The organism is Halomonas urumqiensis, assembly GCF_003028575.1.
Lineage (GTDB): Bacteria > Pseudomonadota > Gammaproteobacteria > Pseudomonadales > Halomonadaceae > Halomonas > Halomonas urumqiensis.
Genome location: NZ_PYUD01000001.1, coordinates 758,742 through 783,767, shown reverse-complemented (window position 1 = coordinate 783,767; position 25,026 = coordinate 758,742). Strand labels below are relative to the sequence as shown.

At 61.5% G+C, this 25,026-nt stretch carries 10 protein-coding genes; 6 read left to right on the top strand and 4 right to left on the bottom strand.

The annotated features are described in order from the left end of the window. Positions 1 to 57: 57 nt before the first annotated feature. The 3 genes from C6V82_RS03190 to C6V82_RS03180 all read left to right on the top strand — a co-directional run bounded on the left by C6V82_RS03190 (position 58) and on the right by C6V82_RS03180 (position 4,792). The gene (locus tag C6V82_RS03190; RefSeq protein ID WP_229843057.1) at positions 58 to 1,896 is read left to right on the top strand and encodes an ABC transporter ATP-binding protein; all 1,839 of its coding nucleotides are present in this window, start codon (positions 58 to 60) and stop codon (positions 1,894 to 1,896) included. Positions 1,897 to 2,241: 345 nt separating this feature from the next. Then, the gene (locus C6V82_RS03185) at positions 2,242 to 3,594 is read left to right on the top strand and encodes a NarK family nitrate/nitrite MFS transporter (protein WP_102589428.1); all 1,353 of its coding nucleotides are present in this window, start codon (positions 2,242 to 2,244) and stop codon (positions 3,592 to 3,594) included. Positions 3,595 to 4,126: 532 nt separating this feature from the next. After that, positions 4,127 to 4,792 (top strand): hypothetical protein, encoded by a 666-nt coding sequence (locus tag C6V82_RS03180; RefSeq protein WP_180978344.1) that lies wholly within the window; start codon positions 4,127 to 4,129, stop codon positions 4,790 to 4,792. Between the two features lie 85 nt (positions 4,793 to 4,877). Here C6V82_RS03180 and C6V82_RS03175 read toward each other — a convergent pair whose 3' ends face one another. Beyond that, on the bottom strand, positions 4,878 to 9,776 hold the full coding sequence (locus C6V82_RS03175) for a peroxidase family protein (protein ID WP_107164710.1): 4,899 nt from the start codon (positions 9,774 to 9,776) through the stop codon (positions 4,878 to 4,880). 916 nt (positions 9,777 to 10,692) lie between these two features. Further along, positions 10,693 to 15,894 (bottom strand): peroxidase family protein, encoded by a 5,202-nt coding sequence (locus tag C6V82_RS03170; RefSeq protein WP_102589426.1) that lies wholly within the window; start codon positions 15,892 to 15,894, stop codon positions 10,693 to 10,695. Positions 15,895 to 16,597: 703 nt separating this feature from the next. Between C6V82_RS03170 and C6V82_RS03165 the strand changes: the two genes are divergently transcribed. The 3 genes from C6V82_RS03165 to C6V82_RS03155 are packed head-to-tail and all read left to right on the top strand — an operon-like array spanning position 16,598 to position 21,041. Continuing rightward, positions 16,598 to 18,334, top strand: coding sequence for a type I secretion system permease/ATPase (locus tag C6V82_RS03165; protein WP_102589425.1), 1,737 nt, complete (start codon positions 16,598 to 16,600; stop codon positions 18,332 to 18,334). Between the two features lie 6 nt (positions 18,335 to 18,340). Then, positions 18,341 to 19,693: an HlyD family type I secretion periplasmic adaptor subunit gene (locus tag C6V82_RS03160; protein WP_102589424.1), complete on the top strand. Its 1,353-nt coding sequence runs from the start codon at positions 18,341 to 18,343 to the stop codon at positions 19,691 to 19,693. Position 19,694: 1 nt separating this feature from the next. Then, the gene (locus C6V82_RS03155) at positions 19,695 to 21,041 is read left to right on the top strand and encodes a TolC family outer membrane protein (RefSeq protein ID WP_102589423.1); all 1,347 of its coding nucleotides are present in this window, start codon (positions 19,695 to 19,697) and stop codon (positions 21,039 to 21,041) included. Here the strand turns inward: C6V82_RS03155 and cobA are convergent. Both cobA and C6V82_RS03145 read right to left on the bottom strand, forming a co-directional pair. Further along, positions 21,008 to 21,955 (bottom strand): uroporphyrinogen-III C-methyltransferase, encoded by a 948-nt coding sequence (gene cobA, locus C6V82_RS03150; RefSeq protein ID WP_229843058.1) that lies wholly within the window; start codon positions 21,953 to 21,955, stop codon positions 21,008 to 21,010. The two genes, C6V82_RS03155 and cobA, sit on opposite strands and share 34 nt — an antisense overlap. Next, positions 21,912 to 24,704: a nitrate reductase gene (locus C6V82_RS03145; protein ID WP_102589422.1), complete on the bottom strand. Its 2,793-nt coding sequence runs from the start codon at positions 24,702 to 24,704 to the stop codon at positions 21,912 to 21,914. The genes cobA and C6V82_RS03145 overlap by 44 nt, the downstream gene beginning before the upstream one ends. Positions 24,705 to 25,026 lie beyond the last annotated feature (322 nt).

Genomic DNA, 25,026 nt, shown 5'->3' with positions numbered 1-25,026 from the left:
CCCGCCATTTGGCGGGGCGTCGATGCGTTGGGCCCTTGCCATGATTGGAGAATCGTCGTGTCATCCAGTAGGCGAAACCGCATCGCAGGCTTCCTGGGCGTGTTCCGATACAGTCGGCGCGCCCTTGCGCTGGTCTGGCAAACGTCACGTGCCCTGACGCTCGGCCTTGCAGCCTGCACACTGGTGGCGGGGGTACTGCCTGCCGTGGCCGCCTGGATCGGCCAGTTGATCGTCGATGCGGTGGTGGACGCCATGGCTTACCACCAACAACCCGGCGCCGAACTGACCCTCGCCTCGACTTGGCCGGTGCTGCGCTACGTGCTGGCCGAGGCCGGCGTAATCGCCGCTATCGCCCTCGCCCAGCGCGGCCTCTCGGCCCAGCAATCCCTGCTGCGGGCACTGCTTGGCCAAAAGGTCAACGTGATGATACTCGAGAAGGCCGGCAGCCTGTCGCTTGGCCAGTTCGAGGATTCGGAATTCTACGACAAGCTGACCCGCGCCCGGCGCGAGGCCTCGACCCGGCCGCTGGGCCTGGTCAACAAGACCTTTTCCCTGGCCCAGAACGCCATCTCGCTGGTCAGCTTCGGGGTGCTGCTGGTGCAGTTTTCTCCCTGGGCGATCCTGATCCTGGCGATTGGCGCCCTGCCAGTATTCGTGTCGGAAGCCAAGTTCTCGGGCGATGCCTTTCGGCTATTCCGGTGGCGCTCGCCGCAGACCCGCATGCAGATGTATCTGGAGACAGTCCTGGCCCGCGAGGACAGCATCAAGGAGGTCAAGCTTTTCGGCCTCGAGGGGCTCTTGCTCGAGCGATACCGGCGGATCTTCCAGACCCTATATGGCGAAGACCGGCGCCTGACCATCCGCCGTGAAACCTGGGGGTTTTTGCTCGGCATGCTCGGCACCCTGGCCTTCTATGGCGCCTATGCATGGGTGGTCGTCGAGACCATCGCCGGGGCACTGACACTCGGGGAGATGACCATGTACCTGATGGTCTTCAAGCAGGGCCAGTCTGCCCTCTCGGCCAGTCTCACGTCGATCAGCGGCATGTACGAGGACAACCTCTACCTCTCGAACCTCTATGAGTATCTCGAGCAGCCCGTTGCCAAGGATGCCGGCAAGTTGACGCAAGGCACGCACCCCGGGGATGGCATCCGCTTCGAAGGTGTGAGCTTCCGTTATCCCGGTGCCGAGACAATCGCGCTCGAGGACATTTCGCTGCATCTGGCGCCAGGCAAGAGCCTTGCCCTGGTGGGCGCGAACGGCTCCGGCAAGACCACCCTGATCAAGCTGATGACCCGGCTCTACGAACCCAGTGCGGGACGTATCCTGCTCGATGGCAGCGATCTACGCGAGTGGGACATCGGCGTGTTGCGGCGTCGCATCGGGGTTATCTTCCAGGACTTCGTGCGCTACCAGCTGAAAGTCGGCGAGAACCTCGGCGCCGGTGACGTAGCTGCCTTCGATGACGAGAGCCGCTGGCAGGACGCGGCTCGCCGAGGGCTTGCCGATGACTTCATCAGTGACATGCCGGCGGGCTATCACACCCAACTGGGGCGCTGGTTCAAGGGTGGCCAGGAGCTCTCCGGCGGCCAGTGGCAGAAGATCGCCCTGGCGCGCGCCTATATGCGCCAGAGTGCCGACATCCTGGTGCTCGACGAGCCCACCGCGGCCATGGACGCCGCCGCCGAGGCCGCTGTATTCGCCGACTTTCGCCAACACAGCCATGACAAGATGACCATCCTCATCTCGCACCGTTTCTCCACCGTGCGCGCCGCCGACCACATCCTGGTGATCGATGGCGGCAGGATTCTCGAACAGGGCGACCATGCAAGCCTGATGGCCGCCAATGGCCGCTACGCCAGATTGTTCAGGCTGCAGGCCAAAGGGTACGAGTGAAGTTCGACATCCAGGGTCAAGACCTTCACGCCCGGAGAATATAGAACACCGCCAATGCTTATTACCTTCGGGCACCACCGCTGGGCAATTCACCACGAACACGCACCATCTCGGCGCTGACCGGGGTGCCGAAGATCACTCTCAGGATCGTTAACAGTCTCGCCATATCTTTTCAATCATCTGTAAATAAAACAAAAAACCAAAAACTGGCAAACCAATTGCTTGTAAAAGGCAAGCATTGGTGGACGTGGACCAGGCTCTCCGGAGTACGAGTGCGTCGAACCTGACCTTCAACGACGAAGGGCATGTTTTGAACGCAACCGATACTCAAGCGAGGTCTGTCCCATGGAAATTCTCGGTAAGGCCAACAGGATCCGCCTGTTGAATTTCAGTACCCCCCAGATGCGTGCGTTCCACTTCTCCTGGTTCGCTTTCCATATCTGCTTCTTCGGCTGGTTCGGCATCGCCCCGCTCATGGCGGTGGTCCGCGAAGACTTGAGCCTCACACAAACCCAGATCGGCAATACCATCATCGCCTCGGTACTCATCACGGTGATCGTTCGCCTGGCCATCGGGGTGTTGTGTGACCGAATCGGCCCACGCAAGGCTTACTCGGGCCTGCTGGTACTCGGCTCGATTCCGGTGATGGGCATCGGCTTCGCCAACAGCTTCGAAACCTTCCTGCTGGCACGCCTGGCGATCGGTGCCATCGGCGCCTCCTTCGTGATCACTCAGTATCACACCACCATGATGTTCGCGCCCAATGTCGTGGGCACCGCCAACGCCACCAGCGCTGGCTGGGGGAACCTGGGCGGTGGCACCACCCAGATCCTGATGCCGCTGATCTTCTCCGGGATGCTGATGCTCGGTGTCAACGAGGCGATGGGCTGGCGGCTGGCCATGGTAGTGCCCGGCGTGGTGCTGTTCATCACCGGCATCTGCTACTACCTGTTCACCCAGGACGCCCCCAACGGCAACTTCGCGGACCTGCGTGCGCGAGGCGAACTACCCCAGGCCGATGGCGATCTCGGTGCCGGCAAGAGCTTCATGACGGCGGCCAAGGACATCCGTGTGTGGGCCCTGTTCGTGGTCTACGCGATCTGTTTCGGGGTCGAGCTGACCATCAACAACATTGCCGCGATCTACTTCTTCGACCACTTCGACCTGACCCTGGCGACGGCCGGCATGATCGCCGGCCTGTTCGGTCTGATGAACATTTTCGCGCGCACCATGGGCGGCATCTTCTCGGATCTGTTCGCCCGCAATGGCGGCCTGAAGGGCCGCGTGCGCTGGCTGTTCATCGCCCTGGTCTGCGAGGGCATCGCCCTGGTGGCCTTCTCTCAGATGCACGTGCTCTCCTACGCCATCGGTATCATGCTGGTATTCAGCCTGTTCGTGCAGATGGCCGAGGGTGCTACCTTCGGTGTCGTACCGTTCATCAATAAGAAGGCATTGGGCGCGGTGGCCGGCATCGTCGGCGCGGGGGGTAACGTCGGCGCGGTGGCGGCGGCCTTCCTGTTCCGCTCCGAGGCACTGACCTACCAGCAGGGCCTGTTCTACCTTGGGCTGACCGTGCTGGTACTCGCCTCCTGTGCATTGCTGGTACGCTTCACCGATGAAGTAGAAGAGGTTGAAGCCAAGGCCTATCGCGAGGCCATGGGCGAAGACACCGGCGCCGGCGCCCTGTCGTTACGCTGACGCTCAACCGCTTCGGCCAAACAGCCGATGCCTACCAACCTCAACCGCTGCCCTGTGAATGGGCGGCGGTTGTCGTTTCTGGTAACGCAACCCGTGCCTTCCGCTGCACTGTCTCCCCGTAGCAACACCTTATCCTTCTGTTCTGTATTGATATTCCCCCGGTCGCCAGGGGAGTGTCGGTATTGTGCAACGAATACACCGTTCGCTGACTGCTTGCTGGCGATATCGCTAATATATTGATTTATGGAGGATTTTGATTAATCAAGATATTTTTTCAAGTTGGCACCCATCCCGCATGATGCAGTGCGGCAAGCTCGTTCCGACGAGTGATTCGCAGAACTGAACACCGACCGCCAAGGAAACGCTGAACAAATCGACGAGCGAGATGAAGCGCAAGGCGCACGGAGCACAGGAACCGGAGCATATGGGGTATATGTGAGGATTCCGCGCACCGCGCAACACAGCGATTCGCTCGCGCAGGCATTTATGCAGTGTTCCCCCAATACCGATAACCAGCGAGACGAATCCCCATATGAACCAGATACTCTCACTCATGCACAACGACACCTTCATGGAGTTCGCACGGTTGGGCATTCTCTACGCCCACCTGTTGGCCTGCTGCATCGCCATCGCCATGATTCTCAAGAGCGATGTCAAGCTCGTGCGTAGCCTGTTCAGCCAGCAAGCACGTGACAGCCTTTCCCCCCAGCACCTCGAATCCCTGCAGCGGGGAGTGTCACGCACACTGACAGTGCTTTGGATTTCGGGCGCCGCGATCATTGGCCTGGATGTCTTTGTGCAGGGTGCCGAATATCTGGCCAACCCCAAACTTCAGGCCAAGATTGTCGTGGTCTCGGTGCTGACCCTCAATGGCATGGTCCTGCACCATGCGGTGCTCCCCCGCCTGGCTCGCGTCGGCTCCCTGATGGACCTGGCCGGCCCCGCTCGCCTGCTCGCCGTCGGCACCGGCGCACTGTCCGGCGTATCCTGGGCCTTCGCCGCCCTGCTGGGTATCGGCCGCCCGCTGTCCTGGAAGTACTCGCTTTCCGAAATCCTCGCGGCCTACCCAGTGGCCGTGGTCGGTGGCACCGTGGTGATGATGGTACTCATCCATATAGCGCAGCGCCGCCGCGATGAAGACCGCGTAACGCACCAAGCAACTCGCCAAGAGTGGCGCATGACGGCCATCGCCTCCTGATCGAGACCAATCAAAGAAGCGGCCATCCGGTGTCCCGGATGGCCGCTTGCCATTGCGCCACGCTTACGCGTAGGCGGGCCTTGGATCAGGCGAGTATGAAGTCCGACTCGTCCACATTGGTCACACCGACCAGGGTGATGGTGTGGTTGAGGTTACCGTTGAAGGAGAGCACCAGGTTGCTGCCATCCTGCTGCTCATTGACCACCGTGCCGAAGTTGGCGGCGGTCACCCCCAGGGCGCTGACATCGATCAGGTTCTGACCGTTGTTGAAGTCCTGGATGGTGTCCTGACCGAAGTTGGCCTGGGTAAAGGCGAAGGTATCGTTGCCGGTTTGCCCCACCAGCAGGTCATTGCCGGTGCCTCCATCCAGATAATCGTTGCCAGATCCGCCATACAGACTGTCATTGCCGGAACCACCAAACAGCAGGTCATCACCGCTATGCCCGGCAAGGTAGTCGTTCCCGGCACCGCCATGAAGGGTGTCGTTCCCGGCACCGCCGTAGAGGTTGTCATCCCCGGCGTGCCCGGCCAGGAAGTCATCCCCCAGGTGGCCTGCGAGGTGGTCGTTGCCCAGTCCTCCGTACAGGCTATCGTCGCCGGCCCCACCATACAGGAAGTCGTCGCCGATGTTGCCGGCCAGGAAGTCGTTGCCTCCCCCACCGTAAAGGCTATCGTTGCCCGCCCCTCCGTAGATGAAGTTGTCTCCTTCAAGTCCGCGGATGGTGTCATTCCCTCCCCTGCCATAGGCGATATCCTCGCCATTGGTCAGGCTGACATTGTCATCGCCGGGGGTGCCTAGATAGAGCATCCCGACGATATCCGTGGCCTCCGAGGTTAGGGTTTCCAGGAAACCGCTGTCGTCGTTGAAGGTGATCACTACTCTAAGTTGCTGGCCAACCTGGTCGCCGGTGGGGGTAAAGGTGGCACCCGTGGCACCGGCGATATTGGCAAACGTCAAGCCCAGCCCCACCTGCCACTGAAAGCTGAAGGTCGAGCCCGTGGTGCCATTGAGATCGGTAATGTTGCCCTGGGACGCCGTCAGCGTCTGGCCCTGGGTTGGGGTGGTGTCGTTGATCAACGGCGCACCGACGGCCGCGATATTGACGCTCTCGTCGATCAATACCGACTGATCGCTGAACTGCAGCACCTCGACATTGCGGACGAGATCCGTGCCATCGACTCCATTACCGCCATCATGAGCGACCAGCCAGCTGCCGTCGGCGTTCTGGGTGATGTCATATTCGTCCCTGGCACCCGTAAACACCGCGGTATCCACCGAGTCAGCATCATTGTCCCAAAGGATTTCCCGGACGATATGCAGCTCTCCTGGGTTGATTTCCCCCGACACCATCCGCTCCCTGAGGGTTTCCATGCGCTCATGGAACTCATCGAAGGTGCCATTGTTGCCGAAATCCACGCCGATCTTGACGTTCAACCAGGCATCGCCATCGATGATGTCGTCGCCGGCAAGCCCCGTCATGACATCGCTTCCGGCACCACCGAGGATCAAGTTGCCACGATCGAAGATAATGTCGCCCGGGTTGGTCAGCGAGGTATCGTTCCAGATGCCCAGGAGCTCATCCAGATTGTCGATTCGCTCGACCCCCTCGCGAGTTAGCGCATGGGTCTCGCCGATCTGCAACTCATCCTCGATATCGTCACCTGTACCGCGATCATCGCCGATCAGGATGTCGTCGTAGTGGGAACCGGAAAGCGCCTCCACCTGATCGAAGCGATCACGCAGGATGTCATCGAAGTCCGTGGTGAATACCGGGGTGCGCATGTCCACATAGACACCGCTCACCTGCCGCTCCTCCAGGCTCAGGTCGACGAAGTGCCCCTTCTGGGAGTTCTCGGGGGTGTTCTTGAAGCTCACCCAGTCGAAGCCGAACATGCCTTCGTTGCGGTTGATGCCCATGCCCTGAACCATGATGTCATCGCCGGACTCGGCGTCGAAATCGGTGTCGTTGCCGCCCCCGATCAGCACATCGTGGCCGATGATCGAGCTATTGAAGAACAGCTCGGAGTTATCACCTGCAAGCGTGGTGAAGCTGTCGCCGCCCTCCATCCAGTCGTTGCCTTCGTTGCCCATGGCAAACCCCGGGCCGATACCGGCATGAATAAAATCATCGCCGGTGCCGCCGAAGATATCGTTCTCATCACGGCCGCCCATGATAAAATCCTTGTCCGGACCACCGAAGATCAACGAGAAACCGCTGCCGGCAACGATCACGTCATTGCCACCATCGCCATGGATCCTGCCCTCGGCATCGCTTCCCATGTCGGTGATGATGTCATCACCATCGCCACCATGGATGATGTCGTTGCCCCAGCCGCCCTCCAGCCGGTCATTGTGCTCACTACCCCACAGGGTGTCATCACCGCGGCCACCGATCAGGGTCACCGCTTCGCCATGCCCCCTGGCCCCCAGCACCGCATGCACATCGCTGTTGAACTTGAGGAAGTTATCCCCGCGCTCGACCAGTGGCACCAACCCGCCATTGATCACCTGATCGTTGAGATTACCACCGGATTCGCGCACCGGGTCACGGCTGGTGGGGTCATCCGGGTTGTAATCCTTCTGGCGTGTCTCATCCAACTCCAGGATATAGTTCACGGCAGCGAAGATATTGCCCGGCAGGTGCGTTGAATCATTATCGCCCAGGTCGGTGTTGGCCATGATCAGCTTGGTGAAGGAGTTATTCTCCAATTCGGTGAGCAGGTTCATGCCCTGGGTGCGGCTCAAGTAGTAGAAGCGATCGCCCACCTGCAGCTGCTCGAGCTGCAACTCGAAGACGAAGCTGAAGGTACTGCCCAGCATGCCGCCGAAGGGCATGTTCTGCTCGGCGAGGCCACCGATCCAGAAATCGACCAGGTTCAGGCCGGTTTCCGTATTCGCCCAGGCACCGGTGCTGGTGAGGAACTCGATACGGTCGGCCGCCAACGGATTGGGGGCATCAGCGGGATCCATTGGGGCCCCCATCACCAGCTCCCAGGCCGCCGCACGCTTGTCCGCGGTACCCACCGCATTGACCACGGTGTCATGGGTACCGTAGGCGGCGATAAAGTTGATCAACGAGGCGGGGTTCTTGATGTTCTCAGCGAAATCCTTCCAACTGGTGTATGGCTTGAGCTGGGTATCGCCGGTTTGCGAGTAGAACTGCTCACGGGCGTTGTTGAGGCTCGGCACGCCGGTATCGCGGCCACGCGCGATGTTGATGGCGGCGAGATCGAGCGGCAGACCCAGCAGGCTGTTGCGCAGGGTGCTGGTCACGAACTCGTCGATCTCGTTGCCAGGCTCGCGGGTCAGGCCACGCACCAAGGCACCCGCCGCCGCATCGGCGTTGGCATAGCCTGCATCAAACAATTCCGGGTTCAGGAACGCATTGAGCAGGGTCGTGCTGTTGTCGGTCCCGTCCTTGTTTTCCCGTGCTACATCCTCGGTCAGCATCGAGTGGCCGAAGCGATACACCACGTGGGCGAACTCGGCGAAGATCGCCGCGTCGATCTCGACATTGTGCGAGAACACGAACACATCGACCGCCGGCTGGATGGTCCGTGCGAACTCCTCGAACACCAGGTGCTGGTACTGCATCTCGGTCACGAAGCGCGCCGCCTGGAACAGGTACTCGCCGTTCCATACACCGGGCTCGATCTGCCACTGGGCGATATAGTCGGTATCACCGGTGGCCAGCACCAGATCCTTCACATGCTCCACCATACGGTTGTGCTCGGAATGGAACACATGGTGCACCGAGGTCAGGGCGATATTCTCGTTGCCGCGACCATCGCCGGTGATAAAGTGCTCGGCGAGCAGCGCTGCGTCATGGGTACCTTCTTCGTTGGGCACCGCCGTATGGGCGATATCGTCGAGGAAAGCATGGCCGGTCCGTTCGGCACCCGCGGTGCTGGTCGGTGTAGTCAGGTTACCCTCCTCTACACCGGTGACCACACCGTTGACATCCACCGAGGTGACCAACTGCGGCAGGCCATTGGCGCCGGGAATGAACTTGCCGTACTGATCGGTCAGCAGCAGCGGCACGTTCAGCGCATCCATATCGGAGAGCTCGATACCCAGCATCGCACTGGCCTGAGCCTTGACCTCGCCCCAATTGGCAAGGCCACCATTGGCGCCATCCAGCAGGTGGCCCGTCGCCACCGGGACTCCGTCTCGGATCTCATATTCGCGCAGGAAGACCTGGTGCGAAGCATGGGAGGTGTAGGTCTGGTTCTGATCGACGAAAGGTGTCGTCTTGTTGCTCTGCTCGCGAATATCGTCGGCGGTGCCGAGGATACCATCCGGCCCTGGGTCGTTGGTGGCTCGGGTCAGCATCAGGAAGTTGGTATTGCTGCCCTCGACATAGAGGGGATCGTCCGGCTGCAAAGGCATGACGATGGTGCCATTGCCTCCCTTGTTGATCAGATCCAGGCCATGGTCGAAGAACTGGCCGAAGAAGGTCATCCAGGGGTTGAAGGGCGCGCTGATGCCCTCGTCCGGCGCCTGAGCGGCGATAAACCAGTCGCTGCCGGCATCCAGAACCGGCAACCCGGTGACCGGATCAACTGCCCCCAACCAGGCGGAGCCAAACTCCTCGGTATCCTGGGCAGCGGCCTGGGCGGCCGGGTTGGCACCGGATTGGTCGACGATCAGGTTGCTGATGGTGCGAGGCTGTGAGTCGTAGACGAACCCATTGGTCTGAGAATACGAGGTCGGGGTGCCCGGCTCCCCACCAGGTGCGCCCACCGGAATCGCCTCGCCATCCCGGAACTCCGGCACCAGCAGCCGCGGCATGAGTTGATCGGCCGAGCCGAAGTGCTCCTTGCCATCCAGGAAGTTGTTGTAGCTGCCATCGACGGTGCGAATCCCCCAGGGCAGCAGCGGATTGGAGATGAGATCGGATAGATCGGCTCCGTTGGCATGGGCCTCGGAGAGCTGGATCTGAGTGAGGATGAAGTCGAGATCCCCAGTAGTGAGCGTTACCATGATGACCACCCCTTGAGTTGCAACCATCTGGTTGGCACGGGTGCGTGACCCTAAGCCGATTATTCCGCGATAGTTGTTGATGTCTGTTATGATTCAACCCGTTTAAGCGAAGCAGTTATTTCTAACTTTCTTTCACCTCTCGTCGAATTAAAAACGCTCCTAGATACTTTCCATCACTCATTTCATTCGGTACTAATAGGGAAACAACCTCTTGCTATTGGAAAGTATTAAATTCCCATGAATTCTTGCATTATCATTATGTAACTTAATGCAACAAATTTATCAAACTACTAGCATCAGAGCTCTAATACCTGGCTAATTACTCACCTATAACCACCGAATTATTTTTCTTATAAAAATAATTAACTCTTTGTTTTTATGACACTAAATATTATTACTTGAGAAATCACTCGTCAGTTAACGGTACAGCCAAGCACTGGTTAACCGCTCTTTAACTATTGTCAGCATCTGTAAAACGGTCAAGAAGTTTTTTACACTGGAACACAATTTACTCTATCTGGATTACAGACCCTGCCTATTCTGACAACACGCCCAACTACTGCTAGAGGGCGAAGTGTCCCCAAAGCCAGACGAATGCCTCGGTGAAGAAGCCTTATTTGTCAGAGAATGGAGACAGGGCCTGAAAAAAACAGGATGGTATAGACAATATCTGGATGAGGTGGGCATTGTAAGGACAGGTGAAAAGAGCAGAAATTTAGCAGGCCATAAAAAAGCATTCACACCATAACCAAGCAAGCCCCCACCAGTTGACCGACGCCGTTCTGCACAAGAAAGAGGGTTGCTGTCGCGCTCACCAACCTTCCGATCGACGCTTAACCGCAAAAAGAAGCGGCCATCCGGTGTCCCGGATGGCCGCTTGCCGTTGCGCCACGCTTACGCGTAGGCGGGCCTTGGCTCAGGCGAGCACGAAGTCCGACTCGTCCACATTGGTCACACCGACCAGGGTGATGGTGTGGTTGAGGTTACCGTTGAAGGAGAGCACCAGGTTGCTGCCATCCTGCTGCTCATTGACCACCGTGCCGAAGTTGGCGGCGGTCACCCCCAGAGCGCTGACATCGATCAGGTTCTGACCGTTGTTGAAGTCCTGGATGGTGTCCTGACCGAAGTTGGCCTGGGTAAAGGCGAAGGTATCGTTGCCGGTTTGCCCTACCAGCAGGTCGTTACCGGTGCCTCCATCCAGATAATCGTTGCCAGATCCGCCATACAGACTGTCATTGCCGGAACCACCAAACAGCAGGTCATCACCGCTATGCCCGGCAAGGTAGTCGTTCCCGGCACCGCCATGAAGGGTGTCGTTCCCGGCACCGCCGTAGAGGTTGTCATCCCCGGCGTGCCCGGCCAGGAAGTCATCCCCCAGGTGGCCCGCGAGGTGGTCGTTGCCCAGTCCTCCGTACAGGCTATCGTCGCCGGCCCCACCATACAGGAAGTCGTCGCCGATGTTGCCGGCCAGGAAGTCGTTGCCTCCCCCACCGTAAAGGCTATCGTTGCCCGCCCCTCCGTAGATGAAGTTGTCTCCTTCAAGTCCGCGGATGGTGTCATTCCCTCCCCTGCCATAGGCGATATCCTCGCCATTGGTCAGGCTGACATTGTCATCGCCGGGGGTGCCTAGATAGAGCATCCCGACGATATCCGTGGCCTCCGATTCAACCCTTTCCGCGAAACCGTTATCGTCATTGAAGGTGGTCACCACCCGCAATTGCTGGCCAACCTGGTCTTCAGTGGGGGTGAAGGTGGCCCCCGTGGCACCGGCGATATTGGCAAACACCAACCCTGCTCCCACCTGCCACTGGAAGCTGAAGGTCGAGTTGGTGGTGCCATTCTGATCGCCAATGCCCGCTGTTGAAGCCGTCAGCGTCTGGCCCTGGGTCGGCGTGGTATCACTGATCGAAGGCGCGCCGGTGGCCGCCACATTGACGCTCTCGTCGATCAATACCGACTGATCGCTGAACTGCAGGATCTCGATATTACGCAAGAGATCCGTGCCGTCCGAGACGCGGTTTTTCCCAGTCACGGGATCCACCGCGCCATCGTCCACGTCGACATGCGCCACCGTCCACCTGCCGTCTGCGTCCTGCGTGATCTCGTAATCGGCGCGTTCGCCCCAATAGACAGCCGTGTCGATACCGGAGTCGTCCCAGAGGATTTCGCGAATGATCTCGAGTTGGCCGGGGTTGTAGGTCCGCGACAGCATCAGAACGTCGAGCGTCTTCCCGTCGTGCAGCGCGGCGGCCGGATTGGTGGGTCCGCCAGTAGTCGTGTTGAAGTTCGACGCATCGTAGACCTTGTCCGCCATGCCATCGGCCCAGGCAATGAGGTTGCCCTCCTCGTAAATGCCGATGCGCACATTGAGCCAGGCGTCGCCGTCGATGACATCGTCGCCGCCGCGCCCCTCGATGGTGTCGCTGCCACCGCCGCCGAGCAGGATGTTGCCGCCGGTGAACACCGACTTCACCGTCCCTGAGCCATCGGCCCAGTACTCTGCTTCGCGCATCATGTCCGGGGTGATCAGTTGGCCGAGACCATCGATCCGGTCGATGCCCGCCTGGTCGAGCTCATTGTGGACGAAATTGCCCTCAGGCGTCGGGTCGGCGATCAGGGGTGTGACATCCTCTTCTTCGTCACTCCGGTCGTCGCCGCGCAGGATGTCGTCGTGTTTCCATCCCGACATCGCCTCTACCTGGCTGAAGCGGTCGCGCAGCACCTCCAGCGGCAAGGTGGTGAACACCTCGACGTTCATGTCGGCGTCGGCACCGACCTGCTGCCCCTTGTGGATGACCCAGTCGTGACCCCACATGCCGATGAACTTCTGGATACCTTCCCCGGCCACCATGATGTCGTCGCCCGAGTCGGCGTCGTAGTCGGTATCCCCCTGGCCGCCGTTGAGGACATCGTGGCCGATGACGGTGGAGTTGAAGAACAGCTCCCCGTTGTCGCCGGCAATGTAGTCGAACCGGCCTTTGCCCTCGATCCAGTCGTTGCCCTCGTTGCCAAACAGGATATCCTGGCCGTCACCGCCGAGGAGGAAGTCGTCACCCTCACCGGCGCGGATTTCCGAGCCGTCCGGCCCGGTCATCAAGAAGTCCTTGCCGTCGCCGCCGAAGATAAGCGCCATGCCGCTGCCGCCGTGGATGACGTCGTTTCCAGCGCCTCCCTTGAGCATGTCGACCTCGCCAATATCGGTACCGGCATTGACGATGATGTCATCCCCGTCGCCGCCGTCGATGTGATCTACGCCGTAGCCGGCCTCGATGTAGTCATCGCCGCCGAGACCCCAGACCGTGTCATCTCCGCCGCCGGCGATGATCGTATCGTTGCCCTCGGTACCGGCGATGACGATATGGTCGGCGCCGTTGTAGCGGATGTACTCGGCGATCCCGTCGTTGTTATCGTCGCGGCGCTCGACCAGACTGGTGAAGGCACCAAGGGTCGGGTCGTCATGCAGGGGATCGCCAAGGCCCGTCATGGCCATCTGCTTCGCCATGTCCATGTAGAGAACATGATCAGGCACCGAGAACTGGTCTCCCGGAATGGCAAACCCCGTCTCGCCGAGGTCGGTATTCGCCAGCGCCATCTTGGCCAGCGAGTTGTTTTCGAGTTCGGTCAGCAGGTTGAGCCCCTGCACGCGCGAAAGGTAGTAGAACCGGTCGGCATCCTGCAGGCTCTCCATCTGCATTTCGAAGACGAAGGAGAAGGTCGAACCGAGCATGCCGCCGAAGGGCATCTTCTTCTCGGCCAGGCCACCGACCCAGAGGTCGATGTTGTTCAGGCCCGTCTCCATGTCGCTCCAGGTGCCCGTGCCATTCAGGAAGTCCTGGCGGTCCGTCGGAGCCCCGTCGCCACCCATCACAAGGGCGAAGGCCGCATCGCGCTTGCCGTCGATCGAGCTCTCTGCGGTGATCGAAACGTGGGTGCCATAGGCCGCGATGAAGTTGACGATAGAGCCCGGATTCTTGAGGTTGAGGGCGAAATCGCTCCAGCTCTCGTAGGGCTTGAGCTGAGTGTCACCGCCGGCCAGTTCCATGAACTGGGCACGCGCCTCGTTCAGCGTCGGCATACCGGTATCGCGGCCACGGGCGATGTTGATCGCCGGCAGGTCGAGCGGAATGCCGAGCAACTGGTTACGCAACGTGTTGGTGACGAACTCGTCGATCTCGTTGCCTACCTGCCCCGTCATGCCGCGGATAATCGCGCCAGCGGCTACGTCATGGCTGACGGTGACGTTGCCGTCCGCGTCCTCGGCGCCAAAGGCGAGCGGGTTGAGGAAGGCATCGAACAAGCTCATCGAGCCGTCACGGTTGCCATTGACGTCGATCATCTCGACCGTTTCATTGAGCATCGAGTGCCCGAAACGGTAGATGACGTGCGCAAACTCAGCGAAGATGCTCGGGTCCAGTTCGGCGTCGGGTTGAACCATGAACACGTCCACATCCGGCTGGATCTTGCGCGCGAACTCCTCGAACACGAGGTGCTGATACTGCATCTCGGTGGAAAAGCGCGCCGCCTGGAACAGCCGCTCGCCGTCCCACGAGCCGTCTTCGAGCTTCCACTGGGCGATGAAGTCTTGATCACCGCTGGCTTCGATGGTCGCCTTGATGTCGTCGACCTGGCGGTTGTGTTCGGAGTGGAAGACGTGGTGGACGGCCGAGAGCCCGATGTTCTCGTTTCCGCGCCCGTCGCCGGTGATGTAGTGGGCGTCGAGGAGCTCGTTGTCGTATTCGGTGTTCTGACCCCGTATGTTCACTTGAACGTCGTTGCCCGCCACGTCGTCGGCGTCGGCGACAAGTGCGCCGTTCTCGTCCGTGACCACGACCGCCGAGTGAGCGATGTCGTCGAGGAAGGCGTGCCCGGTACGCGCGGCCGAAATCGTCTCGCCTGCGGAAACCTCCCTGTTCTCGCCAGTCGCGGGATCATAAATTTCCGTGCCGGCGGGCAGACTGATCGCAGACGGGTCGACCGGATCTTGTCGATTGCCCTCTACATAGATCGCCTCGAGAATCGGATTCCCTTCTTCATCTTGACCCGTCATGCGGAAGGCCGCGAGGATCTGCGGCAGGCCGTTGTCGCCGCGAATGAACTCGCCGTAGGGATCGACAAGCAGCTCCGGTACCGCGCTGACATCCAGATCGGTCAGATCGATGCCGAGCATCAAACGTGCCTGCTCCTTGACGTCGGCCCAGGTGGCGAGGCCGCGGTCACCGTCAAGCAGTCGCCCGGTGGCAAGCGGTTGCGCATCCACCCCTTCGCCGGAGAGTTCATACTCGCGCAGGAATACCTGGTGAGAGGCGTTCGAGGTATAGGTCTGGTTCTGGTCCACCCAGGGCGTAGTGACGTTGCCCGCGGCATCGGGATCGGTCGTCGCGCGGGTCATCGCCATGAAATTGGTGGGGCTGCCCTCAATGTAGAGCGGGTCGTCCGGCGACAGCGGCATATAGACGGTGCCGTTACCGCCTTTCGCCACCAGATCCAGGCCGTGGTCGAAGAACTGGCCGAAGAACGTCAAGAAGGCATTGTACGGTGCGGACAGTCCTTCATCCGGGGCGACGTTAGGCAGCAGGATGGTACTGCCATCCATCTCGATACCATGGCCTTCGAGGGCGGCGTCGCGTGCCGCGAGCTCGAGACTCGCATCGGCGTCACCAGCCGCGGCGTCGACATAGGCCTGGTGCAGGCCTTGAATCTCCTCGACCGTTGCCCAGATATCGCCTTCGAAACCAGCGTGCTGGAGAGCCGCGTAGATGGCGGCCGGGTTGTCCAGCGTCTGGTCGACGATGAGGTTGGAAATAAGGCGCGGCTCGCCATCGACCACACTGCCCTCGGCGCCATAGTTGTTGTTGGTGGGGTATGGCGCGCCGCCCAGAGTGCCGCTTCCCTCGACCCAGTTCGGATCGGTCAATCTCGGAAACTCTTCGCCTGAGGCCCCCCACTGCTCGCGGCCGGCCACGAAATTGTTGTAGCTACCATCGACCGTGCGCAGGCCTGCCGGTAGAAGCGAACTGTCGACGAGATCGGCCAGCGGCGTTCCCGCCGCATGCGCTTCGGCGATCTTGATCTGATCCAGAATGAACTGCAGGTCGTGTTGATTCATTTTGACAGCCATGTTGCCTCCCATGCGGCAATTATTTTCAAACCGGTTACTGACATAACATTAGATTCAGAAGGATCTCTCCTTCATTTAAATCATCATTACTTATCTTCTAGAGAGCTAATCCATAAGGACTACTTGCTCTTTAAATGCATTAAAAACCCTTGAAGCCCTGTATTACAGCTTTGTAACTTCATGTACTAAGGTTCTCTACCTGTGAGTATCAAAGTTCTAATACCTGACGAATCACACATTTCGAACCGACAACTTACTTTTCTACGGAAAATCCGTATCACTCTGTTTTTATTTGATTTAAATCGCGCCCACTGCTGATTTTGAAATACACCCAACTACTAACCCAACGCCCTCTCACTATTGTCAGGGTCTGTAAAGCGGTCAAGAATTTTTTTACATTGGAACACAATTTACTCTATCTGCATTACAGAAGTAGGCTATTCTGACAACACTCCCACCAGGCGCTAACAAACGAAACATCCTCCACAGCCAGACGAATGCCACTGTGACGGAGCATTGTTTAGGCAGGGCACGGAGACACGGCCTGAAGAGACAGACATTGGAAAAGACAGATATTGGAAGAGACAGACCTGGATAAAACGGGACTTAGCAAGGGCAGTGGAAAGCGCAGTCAATTAGCGAATCATAAAAAAGTCATTACACCATAACCAAGCAAGCCTCATGACCGATGAGGGGGTCGACCATGAATTCATCGTCTAACCAAAGGACGGAGCTGGCGGGCGCACTCTATGCGATGCGCCACACCTTCCTGGCGCTGGCCGCCTTCAGCGGGGTCATCAACCTGCTGATGCTGGCGCCCGCCGTGTATATGTTGCAGATCTACGACCGGGCTCTGGTCAGCAGCAACGTCAACACACTGTTGATGCTGACCCTGCTGGTGGTAGGGCTCTACGTGCTGATGGCGATGCTCGAAGCCATTCGCTCCTGGGTCATGGTGCGGGTCGGCAACCGGCTCGACGAACGGCTCAACCAGCGCATCTTCACCGCCGCCTTCGAACGCAATCTGAGCCGCGCCGGGGGGTCACCGTCACAGGCGCTGCAGGACCTTACCCAGGTCCGCCAGTTCCTCACCGGCAACGGCCTGTTCGCCTTCTTCGATGCGCCCTGGACCCCGCTCTATCTGTTCGTCGCCTACCTGATCCACCCGTGGCTCGGCATGTTGACGCTGGCCGGCACGCTGATCCTGTTGAGCCTGGCGGTGATCACCGAGCTTGTCACCCGCAAGCCATTGGCCATCTCCAACCAGGCCGCCGCAGCCTCCGGCACCTTCGCCAACAACAACCTGCGCAATACCGAAGCCATCGAGGCCATGGGCATGCTGCCAGCGATCCGCGATCGCTGGTATCGCCACCATCGCCAGAGCCTGCTGCTGCAGGCACGCGCCTCTGATCGTTCTGCCTTGATCAACGGCATCGGGCGTTTCGTGCGGGTGACCCTGCAATCACTGGTGCTCGGCACCGGCGCGCTGCTGGCGATTCGCGGCGAGATCACCCCCGGCATGATGATCGCCTGTTCGATTCTCACCGGCCGCGCACTGGCCCCGGTGGAGCTTGCGATCTCCAACTGGAAACCCCTACTCAACGCCCGGGTGTCATGGAAGCGCCTGGCTGGCCTGCTCGATGCCTATCCGGCCCAACCACCCTCGCTGCGCCTGCCGCGCCCGGAAGGCCGGCTTGAAGCCGAAAACCTGGTGGCGGCGATACCAGGTGACGCGGGCGTGATCCTGCGCGGGGTGGCCTTCCGCCTCGAACCTGGCCAGTCGCTCGGTGTTATCGGCCCTTCGGGCTCGGGCAAATCGACCCTGGCCAGACTGTGCGTCGGCCTGTGGGGGCCACGCGCTGGCTCGATGCGTCTCGACGGTGCCGAACTTCACCGCTGGAACAAGCAGGAGCTTGGCCCATGGATCGGATACCTGCCCCAGGACGTGGAACTCTGTGAAGGCAGTATTTCCGACAACATCGCACGCTTCGGCGAACTGGACAGCGATGCGGTGGTGGAGGCGGCCCGCCAGGCCGACGTGCACGAGATGATCCTGCGCTTCCCGGAAGGCTATGCGACACGCCTCGATGCGGACGGAAACCCGCTTTCCGGCGGGCAGAAGCAACGGATTGCGCTGGCTCGGGCGCTGTATGGCAACCCGGCCCTGGTGGTGCTCGACGAGCCCAACTCCAACCTCGATGACGCCGGCGAATCGGCCCTGGTGCAGGCACTCGCCAGGCTGAAGGAACGTGGCGCCACCCTGGTACTGATTTCCCACCGCCCGAACATCCTCGCCAATGTCGACCAGGTGATGATGCTGCGCGACGGCATGATGCAACTGCAGGGCAAGCGCGACGAAGTGTTCGGCGCACTGCGCAAGGCCAACATCATGGCGGCCCCCTCCACCACCCCCGTGGCGGCCGCCAGAGCGAAGGAGTGATTCGAGATGAATATCGCCGTTTCACCTTATACCCAGGACTTCCTCCCCGCCGAAGGCGCACCCGTCGACCTGGATACCAATGATCGCCGCCCCATGGTGTGGGGGCTTCTGTTGATCATGCTCGGTTTCGGCGGCTTCATCGGCTGGGCTACCCTGGCGCCGCTGGATGCTGGCGTCGTGGCCAACGCCACGGTCAAGGTGACCAGCAACCGCAAGACGATCCAGCACCTGGAAGGCGGTTACATCGAGTCGATCCTGGTGCGAGAAGGAGACCGCGTCGTGGCTGGCCAGGAGTTGCTGCGCCTGGATGCCACCGAAGCGATGGCCGAACAGGGCGTGGTCAGCACCCAGTACATCATCGCGCAAAGCGTCGAGGACCGCCTGCAGGCCGAACGCGATGGCCAGGAGTCGGTGGCCTTCGACCCCTGGCTCGCCGAGCGCTTTGCCAGTGACCCGAGGCTCGCCGCGGCAACCGCGCTGCAGAGCCAACTGTTCTACACCCGCCAGAGCACGCTCGAGGGCGAACGGATGATCCTGAGCGAGAAGCTCAATTCCGCCACCCAGCGCCTGGCCGGGCTCGAGCAGGTCGAAGGGTTCCGCAATGCCCAGGTCGGCCATTTCAGCGAAGAACTCAGGGGCATGCGAAAGCTCGCCGCGGAAGGCTACATTCCCCGCAACCGCTTGCTGGAGCTCGAACGCAGTAGTGCCCAGGTCAGCGGCAGCCGTGCCGAGACTACCGCCGAGATCGGGCGCACCCGTTCCGAGATCGCCGAGCTGCGTCTGCAACTGCTGCAGCTCGATCAAGTGTTCCATGAGGACATCCAGTCACGCCTGGCAGAGCAGCAGCAGGAAACCGCGTCACTCGCCGACCGGCTGCGCTCGCTGGACTATCAGGTCAACCATACCGTGGTGCGTTCCCCTATCGATGGGGTCGTTCTCGGGGTCAATGTCACCACCGAAGGCGGCGTGATCCAGCCGGGGCAGGCACTGATGGATATCGTGCCGCAGGATGAGCCTCTGCAGGTCGATGCCATGGTGCCCGTTCAGGCCATCGACAAGCTCGAACCGGGGCTCAATGTGGATATCACCTTCCCGGCCTTCAACCACGCCCAGACCCCGAACATTCCGGGCCAGGTGAAAACCGTGTCGGCCGATCGCCTGGTCGACGAGGAGAGCGGCATGCCCTACTACCTGGCCGAGGTGGAAGTGCTGCCGCAAGGTACCGAACTGCTGGGGCTCAACCGTATCCGGGCCGGCATGCCGGCCTCCGTCACCATCAAGACTGGCGAGCGCAACCTGTTGAGCTACCTGCTCAAGCCATTGCTGGACAGGATCGACAGCGCCTTCAAGGAGCAGTGACATGCGACAGCTAGCCGGAACCCTGCTGATGCTGGGCCTGATCGTGCCCACACACGCCCTGGCGCTGAACCTGAACGACGCGTGGAAAACCCTGCAGGCGCAGGGCCCACGTTACCAGGCGGCCATCCACGAGCGGGAGGCCACTCAGGAGGAGCGGGCGATCGGGCGAGCCAACCTGTTGCCCACCGTGACCCTCTCGGCCCAGGCCAATCGCAACGATGGCAGCCTCACTCAGCCGGACATCAGCGGCCAGGAAGTGCGCTCGGATATCGACCACAACTCCTGGTCGGCGACCGCGCAACTGCGTCAGCCGCTCTACGACCCTCAAGGCATGGCAGGCTACCGCCAGGGCCAGCACCGCGCCGACGAGGGGCTGGCGGTGTTCGACTCGCGCCACCAGGAGCTCGCCATCCTGCTGGCGGAACGCTACCTGGATGCGCTGCTGGCACGCGAAAGCCTGGCGCTTTCCGAACGCAAGCTGGATGCCTTCGATCAACAGTTGCGTGCCGCCGAGCGGCGCTTCGATACCGGGGAAGGCACCATCATCGATGTCGATCAGGCCAGGGCCAGCCGTGACCTCACCCAGGCCGAGCTGCTCGAGGCGGAGAACCAGCTGAGGCTGTCTCGCTATCAGCTCCAGGAGCTGCTGGCGGCGCCCGTACCCGACATTGCCACACTCAGCGAGGCGTTCCCGACACCGGGCCTCACCCCCACCACCCTTGAAGCATGGCTAGCCCTGGCAAGACGCGATAGCCCGAATGTCGTGGCACGTCGGGTGGGGCTGTTGATTGCCGAGGAGGAAACACGTATCGCCCGAGCCGGCCGCCTGCCCACCCTTGGGTTGGTGCTGGGCTATACCACCAACGAGAGTTCGAGCCTGACCACCGTCGACCAGCAACAGCAGTATGGCTGGATCGGCCTGGAACTGAACCTGACGCTCTACTCGGGTGGCATGACCAGCGCTCGTATCCGCCAGTCGGACCAGCGCCGCGAAGGCGCCTACCAGGTGCTCGGCGCCACCCAACAGGAAATCGCCACGCTCACCGCCAGGGAATTTCACAACATTCAGAGCAGCCAGGCCAGGCTACGCGCCCTGGAGCTGGCCGTTGCTTCCAGCGAACGTGCCGTGGAGTCAACGCGTCGGGGCTTCCAGGCGGGTTCCAGCACCAACCTCGATATCCTCAATGAGGAGGAGAACCTGTTCACCGCACGCCGCGACCTGCTGCAGGCACGCATCGACTACCTGCTGTCGCGGATGCGCCTGGCGGCGGTGGCCGGCGAGCTTGACGATGACGAGTTCGAATTCGTCAACGGCTACCTCGGTGAATCGGCCACGCTCGATGTCTGAGCGGCCGCCGTGCTTGTGGCGACCATCGACACCACGCTGCCCACCACGATCAGACAGGGCGAGGGCAGCGGGTGTCGGGAGAGCTTACGTGGCATATCGGCAAGCGTGCCGACAAGCGAGCGCTGCTCGGGACGACTGGCATTGGCCACCAGCATCACCGGCCAATCATCGGGTAAACCGGCGCCGCGCAGCCCCGCACAGATAGCCTCGACCTTCGAGAGCCCCATGTAGAACACCAGCGTCTCGTCGCGGCGTGCCAGCGCCTCCCAGTCAGGCTCGCCATCCTCACGGCCTGCCCCTTCACCACATCGCTGGGCGGTGATGAAGCGTAGTTGCTGAGCGTGGCCCCGGTCGGTCAGCGGGATGCCCATGCTGGCGCAGGCCGCCGAGGCAGCGGTAATGCCCGGCACGATCTCGGCGGACACGCCACCTTGCGCCAATGCGGCCAGTTCCTCACCCATGCGACCGAACACGCCAGGGTCGCCGCCCTTGAGGCGCACCACCGACTTGCCCTCGCTGGCAAGCCGCACCAGCAGCGCCCCGATCTCGGCCTGGGGCAGGCTATGATGACCACTGGCCTTGCCCACGTAATAGCGTTCGCGACCCGCTGGAACCAGCGCCAGCACATCGTCACCCACCAAGCGGTCGTAGACCACGGCATCGGCTTCGGTCAGCAGTCGCGCGGCCTTTAGCGTGAGTAGTTCCACATCGCCACTTCCCGCTCCCACCAGGTAGACGCTGCCTGGGCGGCACTCTCCCGTCTGGCGGAGAACTCCTGGAGCACGATCAGCGACATCGGCGTCACCGGCCAGGCCACTCAGCCATCGACCGGCGCCGGCGACCAGCCGCGCAAGCGGTACGGCGAAGAGCTCACGAGACATCGACGACTTCGGGTTGCACTTGATGGTGCGCATCGGCCCTCTCCTGTGAGGTGGTCTCTTCGATCAATGATTTGAGTTCGGGAATGCAGCTGCCGCATTGGGTACCACAGGCCAATCGAGCGCCGAGCGCTTCGACACTGCTGTCGCCGCCGCGAATCGCCTCGACGATACTGCGCTGACCGACCTGATGACAGCTGCACACCACGGGGCCGGCATCCGCCGCACCATCGTCACAGCCGGCCAACAGCCGCCGGCGAAGCGTGGTATCGAGCCGCTCGCCCCCCGCCGCCTCGGCCAGGCGCGCATCCAGCCAGGCCAGGCCCGGGAGCTCGGCGGGTGGGCCCACCATCAGCCACCAGCGCAGCTTGCCATCCTCGATGCCCGCCGCACGCAGGCGGCCGCTGGCGGGGTCATCACACCACAGCGCCGGGGGCACCGACAGTGTCTTCTGCACCCACGCGAGCCAGTCGCGCTGGGTGTCCTCAGGGCTGCCGGCGAGCTGCCAGCGCTGACCATGGGCCAGCGGAATGCGCGCCCAGTAAGCGGTATCACGACACCAGGCCGGGGCTTGTGACGCTTGCTCATCACCCGGGTCCTCGTCACACCCCAACAGCAACGTGGCTTCCCAGGCACAGGGCAAGGGTTCCAGCGACACCGCGCCATGCTTGGCTTCCGGCTGCCCGGACAGCGGATCGCGGTACGCCTCGAGCAACGCGCCCATGCGGGCGTTGCCGCTGAACTGATCATTCCAGTGCATCGGCACGAACAGCTCGCCCTGGCGCTGGCCCTTGGTCAATCGCACCCGGCCCACGTAATCGCCACCGGCGCCGCTGAGCCTTGCCAACTGCTGCTCCTCGACACCCAGCCGCTCGGCATCTTCCGGGGTCATCTCGATGAACGGCTCCGCGCGGTGATTCATCAACCGCGGGGCACGTCCGGTACGTGTCATGGTGTGCCACTGGTCGCGCACTCGGCCGGTATTGAGCCGCAGCGGGCGGGACTCGCTGAGCGGCTGCTGTGGTGCCGCCGGGCGAACCGCCACCAGGCGAGCCAGCCCATCCGGGGTGGCGAAGCGGCCATCCTCGAAGAGCCTTGGGGTGCCGTGAGGCGCGCGCTCGGTCACCGGCCACTGGATTGGCGCCAGCGCATCGAAACCGGCGCGGTCGAGCCCGGCCAGCGCCGAGATATCGAACAGCCGATAGCCCTCGCCATCCGGATCGTTCTCGAAGCCGGACAGCCGTGCGTGCTCGCTGAAGATTTCCGCCGGATGGTGATAGTCGAAGGCTTCGCCAAACCCCAGTCGCCTGGCCACCTCGGTCATGATCCACCAGTCGTGGCGCGCCTCGCCGGGAGGCGGCAACAGGCCGCGCTGGCGTGAGATGCACCGTTCGGAGTTGGTGACGGTGCCGTCCTTTTCCGACCAGCTGGAGGCAGGCAGCACGATATCGGCATAGGGCATCAGGTCGGTGTTGGCCACGCACTCGGAGACGATCACCAGAGGGCAATTCGCCAGTGCCGCACGCACACGATCATTGCGCGGCAGGCTCACCGCGGGGTTGGTGGCCATGATCCACACTGCGCGCACTTCGCCTCGCTCGATGGCCTCGAACAGCTCCAGCGCCTTGTGGCCGGGCTGCTCGGGAAGCGTCGGGGTAAGCGATGCGGTGGACCAGAAACGCGTCACGCGGTCGATGGCACCGGGGGTGTGGTAGTCCATGTGCGCGGCCAACTGGTTGGCCAGCCCGCCGACCTCACGGCCACCCATGGCGTTCGGCTGGCCGGTGATCGAGAACGGGCCAGCGCCGGGCAGGCCGATCTTGCCGCCGGCCAGATGGCAATTGATGATCGCGTTGCACTTGTCGGTGCCGCTGGATGACTGGTTGATGCCCTGGGAGTAAAGGGTCACCACGTGCAGCTGGCTCGCGAACCAGTAGAAAAAGGTCTCGAGACGTTCGGCATCGACGTCGCAATACTCGGCGATGGCCGCCACCGAGGTATCATCCTGGCGCGCCGCCTCGAGAGCCTCGTCGAGGCCACGGGTATGGCGCTTGAGATAGACATTATCGAGCTTGCGCCTGTCGGCCATCCAGGCCAGCAGACCGTTGAACAGCCGCGCATCGCTGCCAGGCGCAACACCCAGGTACAGGTCGGCGATTTCGCAGGTGTCGGTGACGCGCGGGTCGATCACCACTACCCGCATCAATGGATTGCGGGTCTTGGCCACCTTCAGGCGCTGGTAGAGGACCGGATGGTTCCAGGCCAGGTTGGAGCCCACCAGCACCACCAGTTCGGCATCCTCGATGTCCTCGTAGCTGCAGGGCACGGCATCGGCGCCAAGCGAGCGCTTGTAGGCGGCCACGGCCGACGCCATGCACAGTCGGGAGTTGGTATCCAGGTGTGGAGTGCCGAGAAAGCCCTTGAACAGCTTGTTGGCGACGTAATAGTCCTCGGTCAACAGCTGTCCCGAGAGGTAGGCCGCCACCGCGTGGTTACCGTGGTCGCGGCGGGTGGCCGAGAGACGCTCGGCGACGGCATCCAGCGCCGTGTCCCAACTGACCTCCCGGCCATCCACGCGTGGGCGCAGCAAGCGGCCGTGATCGCCCAAGGTCTCGTGCAGTGCTGCGCCCTTGACGCAAAGCCTGCCGAAATTCGCCGGATGCTCGGGGTCACCGCTGACACCGACGATCCGCCTGGCGCTTGGGTCGTCGCTGCCGCCCTCGAACTCGGCCAGTACGCCGCAACCGACGCCGCAATAGGGGCATGTGGTACGAGCCTTGTGCATGAGACGCTCCTTTCGTATCGCCTGTCGTGTCGCTCGATCGATTCGCCTGGCCAAAAAAATGCCCACCTCGGGCGAGTCCAGCATTGCCGGACGCCTGGGTGGGCATCGTTGCCTAGCCAATCATCGCTTCACATGATCGTTACCACGCTCACTTGCAATTCGTGTACCAGAAGCCTGTTTTCCCATCGCCGGCAGTGACCTGCCCTCCGCTGCCGTGGAGAACACCCTGGTCCGACGGACGACGACCCGCACCAGTAACCGTCATCCACGACACCACCTGCACCAGTCTGGTGCCGAATCACCGCACCCAAGTCGCTAGACG